This is a genomic window from Bradyrhizobium sp. LB13.1 (assembly GCF_054056815.1).
The window spans coordinates 1,308,780-1,326,660 of sequence record NZ_JBSRYQ010000001.1; the positions used below are offsets into that span (position 1 = coordinate 1,308,780).

The 17,881-nt window shown below is 62.2% G+C and carries 14 protein-coding genes, 1 tRNA gene and 2 pseudogenes; 6 read left to right on the forward strand and 11 right to left on the reverse strand.

From position 1 onward, the window contains the following. Positions 1 to 103 precede the first annotated feature (103 nt). The 6 genes and pseudogenes from mbfA to ACVWYI_RS06125 all read right to left on the reverse strand — a co-directional run bounded on the left by mbfA (position 104) and on the right by ACVWYI_RS06125 (position 5,905). On the reverse strand, positions 104 to 1,075 hold the full coding sequence (gene mbfA / locus ACVWYI_RS06100) for an iron exporter MbfA (RefSeq protein WP_456651692.1): 972 nt from the start codon (positions 1,073 to 1,075) through the stop codon (positions 104 to 106). A 67-nt stretch (positions 1,076 to 1,142) separates the two neighbouring features. Further along, positions 1,143 to 2,292 (reverse strand): annotated as a pseudogene (locus ACVWYI_RS06105) (alpha/beta fold hydrolase). A gap of 25 nt (positions 2,293 to 2,317) precedes the next feature. Continuing rightward, positions 2,318 to 3,187, reverse strand: a complete 870-nt coding sequence (locus ACVWYI_RS06110; protein WP_456661499.1) for an MBL fold metallo-hydrolase — start codon at positions 3,185 to 3,187, stop codon at positions 2,318 to 2,320. Positions 3,188 to 3,202: 15 nt separating this feature from the next. After that, positions 3,203 to 3,814 carry a glutathione S-transferase family protein gene (locus ACVWYI_RS06115; RefSeq protein ID WP_456661500.1) on the reverse strand — a complete coding sequence of 204 codons (612 nt, stop codon included), beginning with the start codon at positions 3,812 to 3,814 and terminating at the stop codon, positions 3,203 to 3,205. 180 nt (positions 3,815 to 3,994) lie between these two features. Continuing rightward, the gene (locus ACVWYI_RS06120; protein WP_456661501.1) at positions 3,995 to 4,837 is read right to left on the reverse strand and encodes a fumarylacetoacetate hydrolase family protein; all 843 of its coding nucleotides are present in this window, start codon (positions 4,835 to 4,837) and stop codon (positions 3,995 to 3,997) included. A gap of 198 nt (positions 4,838 to 5,035) precedes the next feature. After that, entirely contained in the window at positions 5,036 to 5,905 is an 870-nt protein-coding gene (locus ACVWYI_RS06125; RefSeq protein WP_456661502.1) for an MBL fold metallo-hydrolase, read from the reverse strand. A gap of 139 nt (positions 5,906 to 6,044) precedes the next feature. Between ACVWYI_RS06125 and ACVWYI_RS06130 the strand changes: the two genes are divergently transcribed. Next, on the forward strand, positions 6,045 to 6,524 hold the full coding sequence (locus ACVWYI_RS06130) for a DUF3775 domain-containing protein (RefSeq protein WP_354053346.1): 480 nt from the start codon (positions 6,045 to 6,047) through the stop codon (positions 6,522 to 6,524). Between the two features lie 12 nt (positions 6,525 to 6,536). Here the strand turns inward: ACVWYI_RS06130 and ACVWYI_RS06135 are convergent, their stop codons facing one another. From ACVWYI_RS06135 to ACVWYI_RS06145, 3 genes are all read right to left on the reverse strand, one after another. Then, the gene (locus ACVWYI_RS06135; protein ID WP_456661503.1) at positions 6,537 to 7,526 is read right to left on the reverse strand and encodes an NADPH:quinone reductase; all 990 of its coding nucleotides are present in this window, start codon (positions 7,524 to 7,526) and stop codon (positions 6,537 to 6,539) included. Continuing rightward, a complete protein-coding gene (locus tag ACVWYI_RS06140) occupies positions 7,523 to 8,305 on the reverse strand; it encodes an SDR family oxidoreductase (RefSeq protein WP_456651687.1) in 783 nt (260 codons plus the stop codon). The genes ACVWYI_RS06135 and ACVWYI_RS06140 overlap by 4 nt, the downstream gene beginning before the upstream one ends. Before the next feature lie 127 nt (positions 8,306 to 8,432). Continuing rightward, positions 8,433 to 8,945 carry a CvpA family protein gene (locus tag ACVWYI_RS06145; RefSeq protein WP_247344106.1) on the reverse strand — a complete coding sequence of 171 codons (513 nt, stop codon included), beginning with the start codon at positions 8,943 to 8,945 and terminating at the stop codon, positions 8,433 to 8,435. A gap of 129 nt (positions 8,946 to 9,074) precedes the next feature. On the opposite strand from ACVWYI_RS06145, the gene ACVWYI_RS06150 reads away from it, so the two are divergent. Beyond that, positions 9,075 to 9,836 (forward strand): SDR family oxidoreductase, encoded by a 762-nt coding sequence (locus ACVWYI_RS06150; protein WP_354053343.1) that lies wholly within the window; start codon positions 9,075 to 9,077, stop codon positions 9,834 to 9,836. 160 nt (positions 9,837 to 9,996) lie between these two features. Here the strand turns inward: ACVWYI_RS06150 and ACVWYI_RS06155 are convergent. Both ACVWYI_RS06155 and ACVWYI_RS06160 read right to left on the reverse strand, forming a co-directional pair. Further along, positions 9,997 to 11,590 (reverse strand): annotated as a pseudogene (locus ACVWYI_RS06155) (GMC family oxidoreductase). 216 nt (positions 11,591 to 11,806) lie between these two features. Further along, entirely contained in the window at positions 11,807 to 13,183 is a 1,377-nt protein-coding gene (locus tag ACVWYI_RS06160; protein WP_456664482.1) for a coniferyl aldehyde dehydrogenase, read from the reverse strand. A 370-nt stretch (positions 13,184 to 13,553) separates the two neighbouring features. Between ACVWYI_RS06160 and ACVWYI_RS06165 the strand changes: the two genes are divergently transcribed. The 4 genes from ACVWYI_RS06165 (at position 13,554) to ACVWYI_RS06180 (ending at position 17,485) form a co-directional block, all read left to right on the forward strand. Further along, positions 13,554 to 13,630 (forward strand) — tRNA-Met (locus ACVWYI_RS06165). Positions 13,631 to 13,872: 242 nt separating this feature from the next. Next, the gene (locus ACVWYI_RS06170; RefSeq protein ID WP_456661504.1) at positions 13,873 to 14,037 is read left to right on the forward strand and encodes a hypothetical protein; all 165 of its coding nucleotides are present in this window, start codon (positions 13,873 to 13,875) and stop codon (positions 14,035 to 14,037) included. 177 nt (positions 14,038 to 14,214) lie between these two features. Beyond that, positions 14,215 to 16,137 (forward strand): DEAD/DEAH box helicase, encoded by a 1,923-nt coding sequence (locus tag ACVWYI_RS06175; protein ID WP_456664483.1) that lies wholly within the window; start codon positions 14,215 to 14,217, stop codon positions 16,135 to 16,137. Between the two features lies 1 nt (position 16,138). Beyond that, on the forward strand, positions 16,139 to 17,485 hold the full coding sequence (locus ACVWYI_RS06180; protein ID WP_456661505.1) for a DNA-processing protein DprA: 1,347 nt from the start codon (positions 16,139 to 16,141) through the stop codon (positions 17,483 to 17,485). Positions 17,486 to 17,881: the final 396 nt, after the last annotated feature.

Consider the following 17,881-nt stretch of genomic DNA (forward strand, 5'->3'; position numbering starts at 1 on the left):
CGCTTCTCCTGCTCTTATTGCCGGAGGGATGATGCGCAGTTTGGCCGAATGCTGCAACGGCTGTTTGATGGTGATTGATATGCCGCTACAGAGCGCGAGGCGCCTACGCCGCTCCGATCAATATCCCCACCGCCAGCACGATGGCGCCGCCGAGCACGATCTGGAACACGGCCTGGAGGAACGGCGTGTCCATGTAGCGCGAGCGGATGAAGGCGATCGCCCACAATTCGAAGAACACGACGACACCGGCGATTCCCGTCGCGATCCAGAATGCGTTCGGCCAGCTGTCCGGGACGAGATAAGGCAGGGTGTGGCCGAGGCCGCCGAGCGTCGTCATCGCGCCGCAGGTGATGCCGCGCAGCCATGGCGAGCCGCGCCCCGAGAGCGATCCGTCGTCGGACAGCGCCTCGGCGAATCCCATGCTGATGCCGGCGCCGATCGAAGCCGCGAGGCCCACCAGAAACGTTTGCCAGTTCTGATGCGTGGCGAAGGCCGCCGCGAACAGCGGCGCCAGCGTCGAGACCGATCCGTCCATCAGGCCGGCGAGGCCGGGCTGCACATATTGCAGCACGAACGTCCGCCGCCGCGTGCGATCCTCCTCGGCGCGCACGTCCGGCTTGAGTATCTCGTCGGTGAGCGCGGCGGCGCGATTCTCGTGATGCTTCTCCTCCTCGGCGAGGTCGCCGAGCAGGCGGCGCACGCCGACATCCTCGGCCTGCTCGGCGGCGCGCGCGTAGAAGCGCTCGGCTTCGAACTCCATCGTCTCGACCTCTTTGCGGATCGTGTCGAGCGTCAGGTTCTTGGTCAGCCAGATCGGGCGCCGGCGCAAAAAGCCTTTGACGTCCTCGCGGCGGATCGGCGGCAGATGCTGACCGAAGCGCTCTTCGTAGAGTTTGAGCAGACGACGCCGGTGGCCGCGTTCCTCCTCGGCCATCTCCTCGAATATCTTGGCCGTGTCCGGATAGCGCTCCCTGAGATCCTCGGCGAAGGTCATGTAGATGCGGCTGTCTTCCTCCTCGGAGGAAATCGCGACCGCGAGCACCTCGCGTTCGGTCAGATCGGCAAAGGTCTTCACGGTAGCCCTGTCTCGATAGTTTAGAATTATTCTAAACTATATAAGGCGTCAGGGTTCCCGGGTCAAATCAGGCCGGGCGGCTCTTCGCCAGGAATTCGAGCAGCAGACGGCTCACCTCGACAGGCTGCTCCTGTTGCACCCAATGGCCGGCGCCATCGACGAGGTGGCAGCCGAGCAGCTTCGTGCAGGTCCGCGCCTGCATCGCTTCAAACACGCCGGGACGCTGATAGGTGCCCCAATCCTGCTTGCCCGAGATGAAGCAGGAGGGGACGTCGATGCTGCGGCCGGCCAACAATTGCAGCTGGCTGTTGAATGCGCCAGATGTGCCACAGCGATACCATTGCAGGCCGCCCTGGAATCCGGTGCGGCCATATTCGGCGCTGTAGTAGGCGAGCTCGCGGTCGGGCAGCCATTGATTGGCAGCGATCGTAGCCGGCGAGGGCATCTCCTTCGCCACCGTCTCGGCCATGGTCTCGTTCAGGTCCATCACATAATAGGTCGGCAGCTTCGCCAGCTCGTTCGCCGACCAGGATTTCAGCGGATACGGCTTGTTGCCGGTCCAGTCCGCGCTTTTGTGATGATAATAGGCGCGCAGAACATCATGCACGCTCTGCGGCGCGCGGTGCATGTCGGCATTCGCCGGGCGCGTCGCATAGTACCATTGATAATGCTTGCGCGGACGCGGCAGCGCGGCGAGTTCGCGATGCACGGGATCTTCGGCCGGCGGCTTTGCCGGCGTGTCGATCGTGTCGAACGGCAGCGGCGGCGCTCCGCCGAACGGCGCACTCATCATCGCCACCGAACGAAACACGTCGGGCCGCATCAGCGCGCACCATGCCGCGACCGGGCTGCCGAAATCATGTCCGACCACGTCGACCTGCCTGTAGCCGAACGCCGACACCAGCCCCAGCGCGTCACGCACCAGGTTGAAGAGCGAAAAGGGCGCGAGATCGCTATCGTAATCCGCGCTCCATCCCGTCGTTCGGCCATAGCCGCGCTGGTCCGGGGCGATCACGTGATAGCCCGCCGAGCCAAGCGCCGGCATCGCCTTGCGCCAGGAGAAGGCAAGCTCGGGAAAGCCGTGCAGCAGCAGGATGCAAGGCCGCCCCCTTGGTCTCGAAGCCTGCCTCCAGCACATGCATGCGCAGGCCGTTGATGTCGTCGACATAGCGTGAGCGGATGCCGGCGGGCAGGGGAATATCGGGGAGCGCTGTCATCGTGTCTCTCCACTCGGTGGAATCGCTACACCGCCGCGCAGACGAACCCGTTGCCCTTGCGCCGGATCTTGCCCACCGACGGCGACGGGAAATGCGCGGTGCAGCACAGCGTGTCTGTGTCGCAATAGCGTTCCAGGAAGCTGCGGCGCGTCGTTGCCGCCTGCGTCTGATCGACGTCGAATTTCACCGACATCTCCGGATAGAGCGTCTGGATCGGCGAATGCATGAGATCGCCGCTGAAGACCGCGTCGTCCTTGCCGCGGCCGAAAGTGAACGCGACATGGCCGGGCGTGTGGCCCGGCGTCGGCAGGATGCGCACGTGGTCGCCGATCTGGTGATCATTGCCGACGATCTCGTGCCGTTTGGCCTCCACCACAGGCAATACACTATCCACGAAGGGCGGCACCGGTCCCTTCGCATTCTGTTCAGTCCAGTAGTCGAACTCCTGCCTGGCGAACACGTAGCGCGCCTTCGGGAAGGTCGGCACCCAGCGGCCGTTTTCCATCCGCGTATTCCAGCCGACGTGATCGACATGCAGATGCGTGCACATCACGAAGTCGATGTCGTCAATGGAGAATCCGGCGGCGTTGAGCCCGCTCAGATAGGTGTCGTCGGTCTTCATGTTCCATTTCGGACGCTGCGGCCGAGGCTTGTCGTTGCCGATGCAGCTGTCGACCAGAATGGTGTGATGCGGCGTCTTGATGACATAGGACTGAAAGCAGAGGATCAGCGTATCCTGTTCGTCCAACGCATTTGCCTGACGCATCCATGCGCGATTCTCGGACAGCACCTCCGGCGTGAGACCGGGCATGAGGTCTAGCGCCGGCAGGAAGGTCGTCTCCTGCTCGACGACGCGATGGATGGTGAGATCGCCGACCGAGTATTTGAGGCTCATGAGGATTCCCGAGATTTAAGCCGCCGGCGGCACCGAGATCTTCACGGAGGGCCGTTCCAGCATCTTCTGATGGAAAGCGTCGAGCTTCGGATAGGCCTTGCGCCAGCCGCAATCGGCAAAGCGGAAGTCGGCATAGCCGAGCACGCAGACGAGGCCGATCTGCGAGATGTCGAACGGGCCGTCCAGGACATCAGGCATATTCTCGAAGCGCGCCATGCCGGTCCAGGCCCGATTCCAATGGTCGTCCGACCAAGCCTGCCATTGCAGGCCCTGCGGCCGCACCATCTTCTCGTAGCGGCACAGCAGCATGGAATCGAGCATGCCGTTGAGCAGGGAATGATTGGTCTTGGCCTGCCAGCGCCGCGGACCGTAGTCGGGGATCAGGCTGCCGCCGACCATCTCGTTGAGATATTCGACGATGACGTAGGAGTCCAAAATGACATCGCCGTCGTTGGTGATCAGCACCGGCAGCTTCTTCAGCGGCGTGATCCGCGAGTAGTCCTCGTTGGCCGTGCCCGGCGCGACGGCTGCCGGCGTGAACTCGATCTTGTCGATCAGCCCGAGCTCGATCGCGGCAATGCGCACCTTGCGGGCGAAGGGCGAGGCGGGAGAGAAGGTGAGCTTCATGGGAAATAACATCCAGACATACAAACCTCATCCTGAGGAGCGCGCCGTTTGGCGCGCGTCTCGAAGGATGGGCGAGGGAGGCGCTCTCTCGTCACCCGGCGCGAACGTCGGGCGACTGTGTTCGTGGTCCATCCTTCGAGAGGCGCGCTGTGCGCGCTCCTCAGGATGAGGACGGAGCCTTTACGCCCCAACGATCTCCTGGCGCTGCTCGCCGAGACCCTCGATGCCGAGCGTGATGACGTCGCCGACATTGAGGAAGGTCGGCGGCTTCATGCCCAAGCCGACGCCGGGCGGGGTGCCCGTGGTGATGATGTCGCCGGGCAGCAGCGTCATGAACTGCGAGACATAGGAGATGCACTTGGCCATCGAGAAGATCATGGTCTTGGTCGAGCCGGACTGGCGGCGCTGGCCGTTGACGTCGAGCCACATCGACAGGTTCTGCACGTCCTTGATCTCGTCCTTGGTGGCGAGCCACGGGCCGACCGGGCCGAACGTGTCGTGCGACTTGCCCTTGGTCCACTGGCCCAGGCGCTCGATCTGGAAGGCGCGCTCGGAGACGTCGTTGCAGACGCAGTAGCCGGCGACGTGGTTGAGCGCATCGGCTTCCGAGACGTATTTTGCGCGAGTGCCGATGATCGCGGCGATCTCGACCTCCCAGTCAAGCTTGGTCGAGCCGCGCGGCTTCTCGACCGCGTCGTTCGGGCCGGACAGCGAGGTGTTCGCCTTCATGAAAATGATCGGCTCGCTCGGGATCTCAGCGCCGGTCTCTTTGGCATGATCGCTGTAGTTGAGGCCGATCGCCACGAATTTCGAGATGCCGGTAACAGGCGCGCCGAACCGCGGCTTGCCGGAGACGGCGGGCAGCGAGGCGGGATCGAGCGCCGCCAGTTTCTTCAGGCTGTCGGGCGAATAGGCCTCGCCGGTCAGTTCCTTCACATGCGCCGACAGGTCGCGCAATTGGCCGGATTTGTCGATCAGGCCAGGCTTTTCCGCACCCTTCTCGCCATAACGAACAAGTTTCATTCTCGTTTCTCCCTGGAATGGACCGATCGGTTGAACAGCTTCATGGAACAGGGCGGCGGGAAATTCAACCGCCGACTGACGCCCGTTGCCGCATTGCTCCCCCTCATCCTGAGGGCCCGCCAAAAGGCGAGCGTCTCGAAGGATGGCCGCGGGCGAAAGCGGGGCCTTCATGGTTCGAGACGCGCGAAGACGCGCTCCTCACCATGAGGAGCAACTTCCTCGCTCCAGCGCCTCGAACCTGAACGCGTCCCCATCCCGCTTGATGTGACCGGCCGAAAAATGCCCGCCGATCACCAGCGTCGGGGTATCGGCAAAGCGGCCGAACAATCCGCGGCGCGTCACCGCCGATTGCCCCTGATCGGAATCCGCGGTCGAGGACCAGCCGAGATGCGCCATCTGGCAGGGATGATGGGCGACGTCACCCGTCAACAGTCCTTGCTCACCGTCCGACTGGATCAAAATGCTCATATGCCCGGGGCTGTGGCCCGGGGTCGGGATCATGCTGATCTCGTCGCTTAGGCGGTAGTCGCCCGGGATCAACTCGGCCTGGCCGGCATCGACGATCGGCTTCACGGAATCGCCAAATACGGCCTGCTTGTCGGGCTCGGTGGAGTGGTCGCGCCAATGATCATATTCGGTCTTGCCGAACACATAGCGCGCCTTGGGGAAGGTCGGCATCCATTTGCCGTCGACCAGTTTCGTATTCCACCCGACGTGATCGACATGAAGATGTGTGCACAGCACGGTGTCGATGCTCTCGGGCGGAAAGCCCGCCGCAATCATCGTCTCAAGGAATGGCGCGGTGCGGTGGTTCCAGGTCGGGACGTTGCGGCCCTGCTTGTCGTTGCCGAGGCCGGTGTCGACCACGATGCGGCGCGTCGGCGTCTCCACCACCAGCGAATGGATCGACATTTTCAGCCGGCCCTCTTCGGTGGCGAAATGCGGGATCAGCCAGGACAGCTTCTGGATTTCTGCATTGCTCGCCAAGGGCAGAATGAAGCGGGTCGAGCCGACCGTCTCCAATTCCACGACCTTGGTGATTTTGACCCTGCCGACTTTCCACTGCATCCGGCGCATCCCGACGTTCTTGCTTTGGCACGGAACATGCGCAGTTTCGCCGTCAGGCGCAATGGATCATCTGACGTGATGCGGCGTTATCGCGGGAACCCAGGGAAAGCCAAAAGGGCCAGCCATGCCAGAGCCAGACATGCCAGAGCTTGCAATCTCCGCCGAGAAGGTCGCCTTCATCATCGAAAAGGCGCGCGAATTCGACGTCAAGGAAGGAAATTCCGATCCGGATTCCGGCTCGAACGCGACGGATGACGATGCGGTCGACATCCTCGAGGATGACGGCTCCGATCCGGTCGTCAACGAACTCGGAAGTTTCATCGTCGCCCTGAACGAGGACGAGCAGATCGATCTCGTCACGCTGACCTGGCTGGGCCGCGGCGACGGCACGATCGACGACTGGAACGATCTGCGCGCACGCGCCGTGCAGGCGCGCGCCGAGTATCACAGCCCCCGGCGCGAAACGGCGCATTATCTGCTCGGTGAGCCGATGCTGGGCGATCTGCTTGCCGACGGGCTCGACGAATTCGGCATCGACTGGACCGACGGAACCCCAGTCGCCGATTCCTCCAGTTCGAGCCAGCGGGACGAAGACGAACCCACCAAGCAACAGCGGTGATCCTGGCCGACACTAGCGCGCGCAGTCGACGACCACGGTGCCGAGCTTGTCGCCTTTCTCGACGGCGACATGGGCCTGCGCCGTCTCCGACAACGCAAACTGCGCCGCGACGTTGTGAATTCGCGGCCCCGCCGCCAGCCATTTCGAGACGTCGGTCTGCGCCGCCGCAAGCAGCGCCGGCGGCAGCGCGAACAAGACGAGCGAGCGGAGCGTGATGCACTTCTCCATCAGCTCGCGCATCGGCACAGTCGGCGTGCGGTTGCCGTTCGTGGCGTAGACCGCGATTGTCGAATTGATTGCCATCAACTTCAGGGTCGTCGCGATGTTGCCGCCGAAATCGACATCGACCACGTGGTCGACCCCGCGTTCGCCGGTGAAGGCCATCGCCTTGGCAACGACATCTTCGTCCCTGTAATTGACCACGAGATCGGCACCGGCTTGTCGCGCCTGCTCGCCCTTCATCGCCGAACTGACGGTCGCGACCACCTGCGCGCCGCCCCATTTCGCGAGTTGCACTGCGTAATGCCCTACTGCACCCGCGCCGCCGGTGACCAGCACGGACTTGCCGACGATCGGTCCGTCCGCAAACAGGGAGCACCACGCTGTCATTGCGGGAATGCCCAGCGTAGCGCCTTCCGCAAAAGAGAGATTGTCCGGCAGCGGCGTCACCAGATGCTCGGCAAGCGCGATATGTTCGGCCGCCGTGCCAAAGGCGCGGCCGTTGCGCTGGCCGTTGAACAACCAGACCCTGTCGCCGATCTTGAACCGCGTCGCGCCATCGCCGATCTGGTCGATAAACCCCGCGCCATCGCTGTTCGGAATGACACGCGAAAATTCCTTCGCGCGATAGCTGCCGCCGCGCCGGCCGACATCGGCCGGGTTGACGCCGGAGGCTTCCAGGCGAATACGAACTTCGCCGGGGCCTGCGACCGGCGTCGTCATCTCGCCATAGGTGAGGACGTCCGCCGCCGGTCCTGTCTCTTCGTACCAGACTGCCCTCACAGCGTTCCCGGGAAGGCACCGCCGTCGAGCAAAAGGTTCTGACCGGTGATGAAGCCGGCCCTGCTGCCGCACAGGAAGGCGCAGGCGTAGCCGAACTCGTCGGGATCGCCGAAGCGGCCCGCGGGATTGAGCTTGGCGCGCTCCGCCAGAACCTGATCCGGCGTGATGCCGCGCTTCTCGGATTCCCCCTTCGCGGTGCTGCGCAGGCGATCGGTCTCGAACGGGCCCGGCAACAGGCCGTTGATGGTGACGTTGTTGATCACGGTCTTGCGCGACAGGCCGGCGATGAAGCCGGTAAGGCCGGCGCGTGCGCCGTTGGAGAGACCGAGAATGTCGATCGGCGCCTTCACCGCGGCCGAGGTGATGTTGACGATGCGGCCGAACTTGCGCGCCATCATGCCGTCGACCGTCGACTTGATCAGCTCGATCGGGGTCAGCATGTTGGCGTCGATCGCCTTGATCCAGTCGTCGCGGGTCCAGTTGCGGAAATCGCCGGGCGGCGGTCCGCCGGCATTGTTGATCAGGATGTCGGGCTCGGGGCAGGCCTTGAGCACGGCCTCGCGGCCGGCCGGCGTCGTGATGTCGCCGACGATCTCGGTGACAGTCACATCAGGACAGGCCTTGCGGATGTCGTCGGCCGTCTTTTTCAAAGCTTCGGCGCCGCGCGCGGTCAGTGTGACGTGAACGCCGGCTTCCGCCAGCGAGATGGCGCAGGCGCGTCCGAGGCCTTTGCTGGATGCGCAGACGATGGCGCGGCGACCTTTGATCCCAAGATCCACTGTTTCACTCCCGTAATGTCATGCAGGTTTTTGGAGCCGCTATTCTAGCCAACCTTGGCGGCGCTGATAAGGGACGGGCTCGCATCAAAATGCATGCAGTCCTGCGCGGCGATGCAAATGCGCCTGATCAGATGCGCCGCTCCTGCTTGAGACGGTCGATCGCGGAGGTCGCCTCCGGCGGCAGCGACTTGAAGCCCATCTGCCCCGCGGCCGAGAACAGCGGCCGTAGATGCGAGCCGGCGAGAAAGGGCGGCTGGCGGTTGGCCGGCACGATCTGGTCGAACACCAGCACCAGCGTGGTGGCGACGAGGCCGACCCTGATGGCGCCGAGCGCGGCGCCCCCGAGCCGGTCGCCGATGCCCGCCTCGCGTATCGTGTCGCTCAGCGCCAGCCGGCCGAGATATCCAAACAGCATGCCGACCACCACGAAGATGCCGAAGAACCAGATCCAGTTCTGAAGCAGCGGCGAATTCGGATTGCCCGCGACCTGCGGGACGATCAGCGGCATCAGCGCGACGGCGATGGGGGCGGCGAGGAGATAGGCGAGGATCGTCATGGCGCTGCCGAGCAGGCCGGTCCTGAAACCGAAGCCGATCGCGATTGCGAGCGCTGCATAGACTGCGAGATCGAAACTGTTCATGCGCGGGAGCCTGCCACGGAACGTATGAACGCAGAACCGATCATTCCGGTTTCAGATCGTTAAAATCGTCTGTATTGATGGCTCCAAAGCTCAGGGATCGCGCCCCAAGAAAACGTCAAGGAACTCGTCATGTCAGACCTATTCGACGTCAGTCGAGAAACCATCCTCGTGACAGGCGCGAGCCAGGGCCTGGGGCGGCAATTTGCCCGGGTGTTGGCAGCGCATGGCGCGGCCGTCGCGCTCGCGGCGCGGCAGACCGACAAGCTGAAGAGCCTGGAAGAAGAGATCCGCGGCAAGGGCGGCCGTGCCGCCGCCGTCGCGCTCGACGTCACCGACACCGCCTCGATCGCCAGGGCCGTCGATGCCACGGAAGCCGCGCTGGGTCCGGTCACGGTGCTGATCAACAATGCCGGCATCGCGATCGAAAAGCTCGCGACCGAGCAGACCGAGGCCGATTGGGACGCGGTGATCGGCGCCAATCTCAAGGGCGCCTATTTCCTCGCGACCGAAATCGCGCGGCGGATGATCGCGCGCAAGCAGGAAGGCAACATCGTCAACATCGCCTCCGTGCTCGGCACCGGCGTTTTGAAGGCGGTGTCGCCTTACGCGATTTCCAAGGCCGGCATCATCCAGGCGACCAAGGCGATGGCGCTGGAGCTCGCGGGGCAAAACATCCGCATCAACGCGCTGGCGCCCGGCTACATCGACACCGAGATGAACCACGCCTTCTGGTCGACGCCGCCGGGCGAGCGCCTGACCAAGCGCATCCCGCAGCGCCGCATCGGTGCCGAGTCCGATCTCGACGGCGCGATTTTGCTGCTGGCCTCGAAAGCGTCGCGGTACATGACGGGCAGCGTGGTGACGGTGGACGGCGGGTTCTTGTTGAATTGAAGAGCTGCCGCGTACTCCGCCCTCATCCTGAGGAGCCGCGTAGCGGCGTCTCGAAGGATGAAGATGAGTGCGGGGTGCGTCCTTCGAGACGCGCGCAATCGCGCGCTCCTCAGGACGAGGTCGGAGCAAGTGGCTGCCGTAGCTCGGCGCAGCTTCAATTCTACCGCATCTCCGCCCTGATCATGTCCGCCGCCTTCTCTCCGATCATGATTGTCGGCGCATTGGTGTTGCCGCCGATCAGCGTTGGCATGATCGAGGCGTCGACGACGCGCAGACCCTCGACGCCATGCACCTTCAATGCCGGATCGACCACGGCCATCGCATCCGTCCCCATCCTGCAGGGTGCCGACGGGGTGATAGACGGTGTCGACGCGCGCGCGCAGGATGGTGCGGATGTCGTCGTCGGTGCGCACGTCAGACGTGAACATGTCCTTCTTCTGCAACGCGCGCATTGCGGGCGTCTCCATCAGCCGTCGCGTGGTCTTGAAGCCCGCGACCATCGTCTCGAGATCCTCCGCCTCGCCCAAAAAATTCGGATCGATCATCGGCGCTGCCAGCGGATCGGCGCTTTTCAGCCAGACGCTGCCACGGCTCTTCGGTCGCAACAGGCAGACATGGCATGAGAAGCCCGCCTCCTTGTGCTTCTTGCGGCCATGGTCGTCGAGCATCGCGATGATGAAGTGCAGCTGGATGTCGGGCACATCGAGGTCGGCTCGGGTCTTCAGGAAGCCGCCACACTCGGCGAAATTGGTAGTCATCAGGCCGCGCCGCTCCCGGCGGTATCGCTGGATGGCGCGGAGCAGGGATGGCAGCCGGCTGATCGATGAGTGGACGAAGTGCGGATAGTCGGAGGCGTAAACGAACACGAAGTCCGGATGATCCTGCAGATTGCGTCCTACGCCCGGCAGGTGATGCACGACGCCGATACCGTGCGCTCGAAGCGCCTCGCCGTCGCCTATGCCCGACAGCATCAGCAATTGCGGTGACTGGAAGGCGCCGGCGGCGAGGATCACCTCGCGGCGGGCGCGCAGCTGCTTTGTCTGCTTGCCCTGCATATATTCGATGCCGACCGCGCGCCCGCCCTCGAACAGGATGCGCGTGGCATGCGCCTGCGTCTCGACACGCAGATTCGCGCGCTTGTCCATGTAGGGATGCACATAGGCGCGTGCTGCGCTCCAGCGCTCGCCATTATGCTGCGTCACCTGGTAGCTACCGAGCCCTTCGTGGTCGTCTTCATTGAAGTCCTCGCGGATGCGGAACTGCGCCTCGCGGGCGGCCTGATGGAAGACGTCGTGGATCGGATTGTCCGAGCGCAGCCTGTTGACATGCAGCGGGCCGCCCTTGCCATGATACGCGCCGTCGAAATCGGTGTTGTTCTCCGAGCGCTTGAAATAGGGCAGCACGTCCGCGTACGACCAGCCGGCATTGCCGAGCGAGGCCCAATGGTCGTAGTCCCATTTGTTGCCGCGGATGTAGACCATGGCGTTCATCGCCGAGGAACCGCCGAGCCCCTTGCCGCGCGGTTGATAGCCGATACGGCCGTTCAATCCCTTCTGCGGCACGGTATCGAAGGCCCAGTTCGCTGCCTTGTATGGCAAAGCGAGCCCGAACGGCGTGGTGATCCGCCAATTGTCGTTCGGGCCGCCGGCATCGAGCAGCGCCACGGATGTCCCCGCATCCTCCGACAGCCGCCCCGCCACTGCGCAACCGCCGGAGCCCGCGCCCACGACGACGAAATCGTATGTGTCGCTCACTGATGTTTTCCCCCTGCGTATTTTCTTCTCGTCATTGCGAGCGAAGCGAAGCGAAGCAATCCAGACTGTCCATTCCTCATCCTGAGGAGCGCGACTTCGCGCGTCTCGAAGGATGAAGGCCCGGCTGGTGGCCTCGCCCTTCGAGACGCGCGCGAAATGCGCGCTCCTCAGGGTGAGGGTCTAGGTTCGCTGCGCTCGCAATGACGGGTGTTGTGCTTAAGACATGAACCGCATCATCTTCTCCAGCCGCGCGATCTTGCCGCCGTAGGGCGGATAGAGGTCGGCGAGGCGGTTGAATTTTGAGCGATAGAACACCGGCTTCAGCTTGCTGAACGTGCGAAAGCCCCATTCGCCGTGATAGACGCCGGTGCCGGATGCGCCGACGCCGCCCATCGGCTGGTTGATTTGCGCGAAGTGAAACAGGCAGTCGTTGATCGTGACGCCGCCGGAGACGGTGCGCGCCAGCACCTCGTCGCGCGCAATGCGGTCCTTGCCGAACCAGTACAGCGCCAGCGGCCGGTCACGGGCGTTGACGAAGGCGATGGCGTCGGCTGGTTCGCGATAACCAAGCACCGGCAGCACAGGGCCGAAAATCTCCTCCTGCATCACCGTCATCGCCTCGGTCGCGCCGACGATCAGCGTCGGCGGGAATTTGCGGTGCGCTTTCCAGTTGGGATCGTCGGCCTTCGCCGGCTGCAAAATCTTTGCGCCGCGGCTTGCCGCATCGGCGACGAGATTTTCCAGCCGCGCATAATGCCGGTCGGAGATCACGGAGGTGTAGTCCTTGTTGGCGGGATCGGTGCCGAACATGCGCCGCATCTGCGCCCGCACTTTTTCGGCGAAGGCCTGCAACGAGCGCTCGGGCACCAGCACGTAATCCGGCGCGATGCAGGTCTGCCCGGCATTGAGCAGCTTGCCGTAGGCAATGCGCTCGGCCGCTTCTTCGAGATCGGCGGAGGCGTCGATGATCGCCGGCGACTTGCCGCCGAGCTCGAGCGTGACGGGCGTCAGATTGCGTCCCGCGGCCTCCGCGACCAGCCGTCCGACCCGGGTCGAGCCGGTGAACACCAGATGATCGAACGGCAGCGATGCGAAGGCCTTTGCGATGTCGTCCTCGACGCCGGTGACGAGCACTTCCGCGGCATCGAATTTTTGCGCGATCGTCTCCTTTAGCAGGCCTGCGAAGCGCGGCACCAGCTCGCTCGGCTTGATGATGACACGATTGCCGGCGGCGAGCGCGCCGATCGCGGGCGCGAGCGTCAGCTGGAGCGGATAATTCCAGGGTGCGATGATGCCGACAACGCCGAGCGGCTGCGGCATCAGCCGGTTGCGCGCGGGCAAAAATTGCAGCGCGGTGGCGATGCGCTGCGGCGCCATCCAGCTCTTCAGATGCTTGGTGGCATGCCGGATCTCGGAGAACACCATCATCGTTTCGGCGATGGTGGTCTCGACCGCGGAGCGGTGGCCGAAATCGGCCGAGATCGCCTGCCGGAAGCGCTCCTCGTTGTCGGCGACCACGGCACGCAACCGCGCCAGCCGGTCGAGCCGCCCGGCAAGGTCAGGCGCCGGCTCGGCCCGCGACCGCGCGACCATGGCATGGAAGGCGTCCTCCAGCGCTCGAAGCGAGGCGCTCGGCAGGGATTTGTCCAAGGATCGGTCCAAGGCGTTCTCCCTCTTAAGTGGCGTTGGCCCCTTGGTTTTGTTGCCGCAAGCTGGCCCTTTGTGGAACTTCTGGCAAGACTTGGCTTTTTGGCGGGTTTTGACCTGTCATAAAGTCGAAAAAATCGTCCCGCAGCCCTTTCCAAAGGCAGCCCGGGTTGGTACATACCGCCCGCACCCAACGGGCTTTGCCCGGGGTCGCCTTCCAAGGAAGCCTTTGGGACGGACGAAGCAAGCCACGCGAACAGCGTCGGCCCTCCATCCACCGTCCCTCGGCATTTCACGAAGGCAAGCAACGGTTTAACGCGGGGTGGAGCAGCCCGGTAGCTCGTCAGGCTCATAACCTGAAGGTCATAGGTTCAAATCCTATCCCCGCAACCAAATTCGGACTTTACCGGTCCCGATACGAAAATGGCCCGCATTGCGCGGGCCATTTTTGTTTGAGGTATGGTCGCGGGACGGCTCGCCGCTGCGAGGTGGTTAAGGGGAGCGTGATTGAGTGCACTGTCACTGTGGTCCCCTCGGACCGAACCCGCGTACTGGCTCAGGACACGACGTCTGTCTCCGCCGCACGACCGTTTGAGCTTTTAACCAACCACCCGATCATAACCGTGGCGACCGCTATGACGCTTATCGAGACGAGAAAGCCGACGGCCACTCGCGCAGTCGAAACGCTGATCGCCGCAGGTTTTCTCGTCGAGACAACGGGCAAAAAGCGAGATCGCAGCTTCGCTTATCAAACTTATGTCGACCGACTGCGGATCGGTAGGGAACTGGAGCACAGATAATGACGGACCGTTCGACCGCGCTTTCCCTTCTTCGACGGGCTCTCGGCGACAGCACAGCATCGTTTCGCGACGGGCAATGGGAAGCCATCGACGCCTTGGTGAACAGACGGGAACGTTTGCTCGTCGTACAGCGGACTGGTTTGGGGGAAGAGTTCCGTCTACTTTATTGCGACCCGTATTCTCCGGGATCGTGGTCGCGGACCGACGCTCATCGTTTCTCCACTTCTCGCTTTGATGCGCAACCAGATCCAGGCCGCGAATCGCCTCGACATCCGCGCCCTGACCATAAACTCAACGAACAGAAACGAATGGCCCGCGCTTCAACAGGTCGTACGGGCCAACCAGGCTGACGCGCTTTTGATTTCCCCCGAACGCCTCGCCAATGACGATTTCGTAGAAAACGTGTTGCTACCGATCGCCGAAACGATTGGCTTGCTTGTCGTCGATGAGGCCCACTGCATATCCGACTGGGGACACGATTTTCGGCCCGACTACCGGCGCCTCGTCAACGTTTTGCAGAGAATGCCGGATAACGTCCCGATACTGGGCACGACAGCGACTGCCAACAATCGTGTTGTTGCGGATGTTCAAGCGCAGCTCGGCAATATCGGAATCGAGCGCGGAGCGCTCACAAGGCGAACACTCGCACTACAGACGCTGCGCCTCCCCACGCAGGCAGCGCGCCTTGCCTGGCTGGTGGAACATATCAATGAACTTCCAGGCACTGGTATCATTTATACGCTGACCAAGCGCGATGCGAACCAAGTTACTGATTGGCTCAATCAGCACGGCATTGCTGCCAAACCCTACTATAGCGGTGTAGTGGGTGACAGTTTTGGCGACTCTGACGCCTATCGTGAGCACCTTGAAGACCAACTCCTGAGAAACGAGATCAAGGCGTTGGTCGCCACAACGGCCCTTGGAATGGGATACGACAAGCCTGACCTAGGTTTCGTTGTTCACTATCAGGCACCCGGATCGATCGTTGCCTATTATCAGCAAGTCGGTCGTGCTGGTCGCGGCATCGCTCATGCGGTCGGTATTCTGATGTCAGGCGACGAGGATGACCACATCCATGAATACTTTCGTGGCAGTGCATTCCCGCGCGAGCGATGGGTTCAATCGATCCTAGAGGCGCTTGAGGAAAGCGACGGTCTGAGCACAGCTCAAATCGAGGAGATAGTGAACCTCCGTCACGGCCAGATCGAGCAGGTGCTCAAGTTCCTCTCTGTCGATAGTCCAGCTCCCGTCATCAAAGACGGCTCGAAATGGCAGAGGACGCCTGTCCCATTTCGTATGGACCATGAACGCATTCAGCGTCTAACCGAGCAGCGTGAGATCGAGTGGGACGAAGTTCAAGCCTACATCGATGAACCTCGATGCCTGATGGAATTTCTCGCCAACGCCCTCGATGATGCGAACCCACAGCCATGCGGTAAATGTGCCAGCTGCTTGGGTAGGCCGGTCGTGGAACCTTCGTTCACTCGCAAAACGGCGATCGTGGCCGGTCGCTTCCTGCGCCATTCCGAGATCGTCTTGGATTGCAACAAGCAGGTCGCAAAGGATGCCTTCGCCAAGTATGGGCTCAGAGGGAACCTGCCTTTAGAACTCCGGGCAGAACCAGGTCGGATTCTCTCGCGCTGGGGTGACGCCGGTTGGGGCCAAGTGGTCGCTGACGACAAGCACAACGGTCACTTCCGCGACGAACTCGTCGACGCGGTTGCGGAGATGCTGCGTGACCGCTGGCGACCAAATCCGTCGCCGACGTGGGTCACCTGCGTCCCTTCCAGAAACCATCCGACACTTGTACCTGACTTCGCCAACCGTCTTGCAAGCGCTCTCGCTCTCCCGTTCGTGCCAGCAATAGTCAAGGTAAAGGATAATGAGCCCCAGAAAGGGCAACAGAACAGATTCCACCAGTGCCGCAACCTCGATGGTGTCTTTGCAATCGTTGGGCGCGTGCTTAGCGGCCCCGTGTTCCTTCTGGATGATGTCGTGGACTCGGCGTGGACGATGACGGTAGCTGCTGCGCTTCTCAGGCGGGACGGGAGTGGCCCGGTTTGGCCGGTCGCGTTGACGACTTCGAGCGTAGGAGGTTGACATGCATCTTACACCTCAAGCTCAAGCGGTGATGCTTCTGACCGTATCGTTCGGGAAGTCGGACTCGCAGGACGGGAAGCCTTTCTCCAACAACGAATGGGCCAAATTTGCCATTTGGCTGAAAGATCATGGGCTAGAACCTGCCGTCCTTTTGAGGGGTGATCTGGACTCCCTACTCGCGGGCTGGGCAGATCGCACAGTTTCAGTCGCGCGTATTCGGGCACTTCTGGGCAGGGGCGCAGCCCTTGGACTTGCGCTCGAAAAGTGGCAACGCGCTGGCCTATGGATCCTAACGCGATCCGACCAGGAATACCCAGAACGGCTAAAGCGGCGGCTACGTTCAGAGTCGCCCGCTGTGCTGTTCGGTTGCGGAAACAAGGCTCTTCTTAACACCGGTGGAATCGCCGTCGTAGGTTCGCGTGACGCCGACGAGGAAGACCTCGCTTACACAGAAAAACTTGGAGCTGAGGCAGCGTCGCAGGGATATTCTCTTGTCTCCGGCGGTGCTCGTGGTGTCGATCAGAGCGCCATGCTCGGAGCGTTGGAAAGACAAGGTACAGCCGTAGGTGTTCTTGCCGACAGCCTGCTTCGATCCGTAACATCATCCAAGTACCGCAAGCACATCATGTCTGGCGATCTAGCGCTGATCAGCCCCTTTAATCCCGAAGCAGGTTTCAATGTAGGTAACGCGATGTCGCGAAACCGGTACATCTACTGCCTGTCCGATGCTGCCGTCGTTATCAGCAGTACGCGCGATAAGGGGGGAACGTGGAACGGGGCGATCGAAGACATCCGGGCTGGGTGGGTTCCGCTTTGGGTTAAGCCGAGCAACGACAGGAACTCCGGCAATCGAGAGCTTGCACAGCGAGGAGCGCTTTTGCTTCCAGAAGATATAACTTCGTTATCGGATTTGCTTGGGGGAACTTACTCCGCAGCACCGCATACCTTGAGCAACGAACTTCCGCTGCTTCCTCGTGATGATGAGCGACACGCCGAGTCCGAAAGTGAGAAGAAGACTGAAGTCAGTCCCCCACCAGAGGGCAAAAAGCCGTCATCGGAGCCATCGATAGACGCGACAATCATTCCTAGTGCATCCGCTGCCGAGAGCAGCGCACTGGTCGATATCGACTTCTATACCCTTTTCCTTGCCCGATTGCTTGAACTTACATTAGTCGCGCCCATGACGGTCGATGATATAACCGCACGCCTTGAACTGGAGAAGACGCAGGTGAGCGCTTGGCTGAAGCGAGCGGCAGGGGATGGAAAGATCTCCAAGCTAACGAAACCTGTCAGGTATCAGATAGTCCCAAAAGGACGAGAGCAGGCAGCACTGTTTGAGGATGAATAATGCTTGTCGGATCACCGCTACAGTCGTTCCGCAAATTCGCAGCTCTATACCACCGGTACGAGCGATGAGGCCGAGCATCGAGCGCTTCTGCTCAAACGGCCAGATAGCGCTCAGGACGTGGTTTCAGAGTTGTTCTTCGATAGCATAGCCCGCGCAATACGTCGTGCGGGAGAGCGCAATCGGCGGCGATGGCGTGAAGGGATTCGAACTGACGATTGTTGCCGGCGGCTCAGGCCGCCAATCTTGGAATAGATCTCTCGACCAATCGCAAGAATCGGGTGCTGCGGGTCCCGCGACCAAGTTCGGACTTTACCGGTCCCGATAAGAAAATGGCCCGCTTGATGCGGGCCATTTTTGTGTTGGCCACGCTCCGTGGAAACGTCGGCCACACCTTGC

Bases quoted from the DNA above. Each gene is read 5' to 3' on its own strand.
- ACVWYI_RS06110 (WP_456661499.1), bottom strand. From the start codon at position 3,187: ATGAGCCTCAAATACTCGGTCGGCGATCTCACCATCCATCGCGTCGTC.
- ACVWYI_RS06115 (WP_456661500.1), bottom strand. From the start codon at position 3,814: ATGAAGCTCACCTTCTCTCCCGCCTCGCCCTTCGCCCGCAAGGTGCGC.
- ACVWYI_RS06120 (WP_456661501.1), bottom strand. From the start codon at position 4,837: ATGAAACTTGTTCGTTATGGCGAGAAGGGTGCGGAAAAGCCTGGCCTG.
- ACVWYI_RS06125 (WP_456661502.1), bottom strand. From the start codon at position 5,905: ATGCAGTGGAAAGTCGGCAGGGTCAAAATCACCAAGGTCGTGGAATTG.
- ACVWYI_RS06130 (WP_354053346.1), top strand. From the start codon at position 6,045: ATGCCAGAGCTTGCAATCTCCGCCGAGAAGGTCGCCTTCATCATCGAA.
- ACVWYI_RS06145 (WP_247344106.1), bottom strand. From the start codon at position 8,945: ATGAACAGTTTCGATCTCGCAGTCTATGCAGCGCTCGCAATCGCGATC.
- ACVWYI_RS06150 (WP_354053343.1), top strand. From the start codon at position 9,075: ATGTCAGACCTATTCGACGTCAGTCGAGAAACCATCCTCGTGACAGGC.
- ACVWYI_RS06160 (WP_456664482.1), bottom strand. From the start codon at position 13,183: ATGGTCGCGCGGTCGCGGGCCGAGCCGGCGCCTGACCTTGCCGGGCGG.
- ACVWYI_RS06170 (WP_456661504.1), top strand. From the start codon at position 13,873: ATGACGCTTATCGAGACGAGAAAGCCGACGGCCACTCGCGCAGTCGAA.
- ACVWYI_RS06180 (WP_456661505.1), top strand. From the start codon at position 16,139: ATGCATCTTACACCTCAAGCTCAAGCGGTGATGCTTCTGACCGTATCG.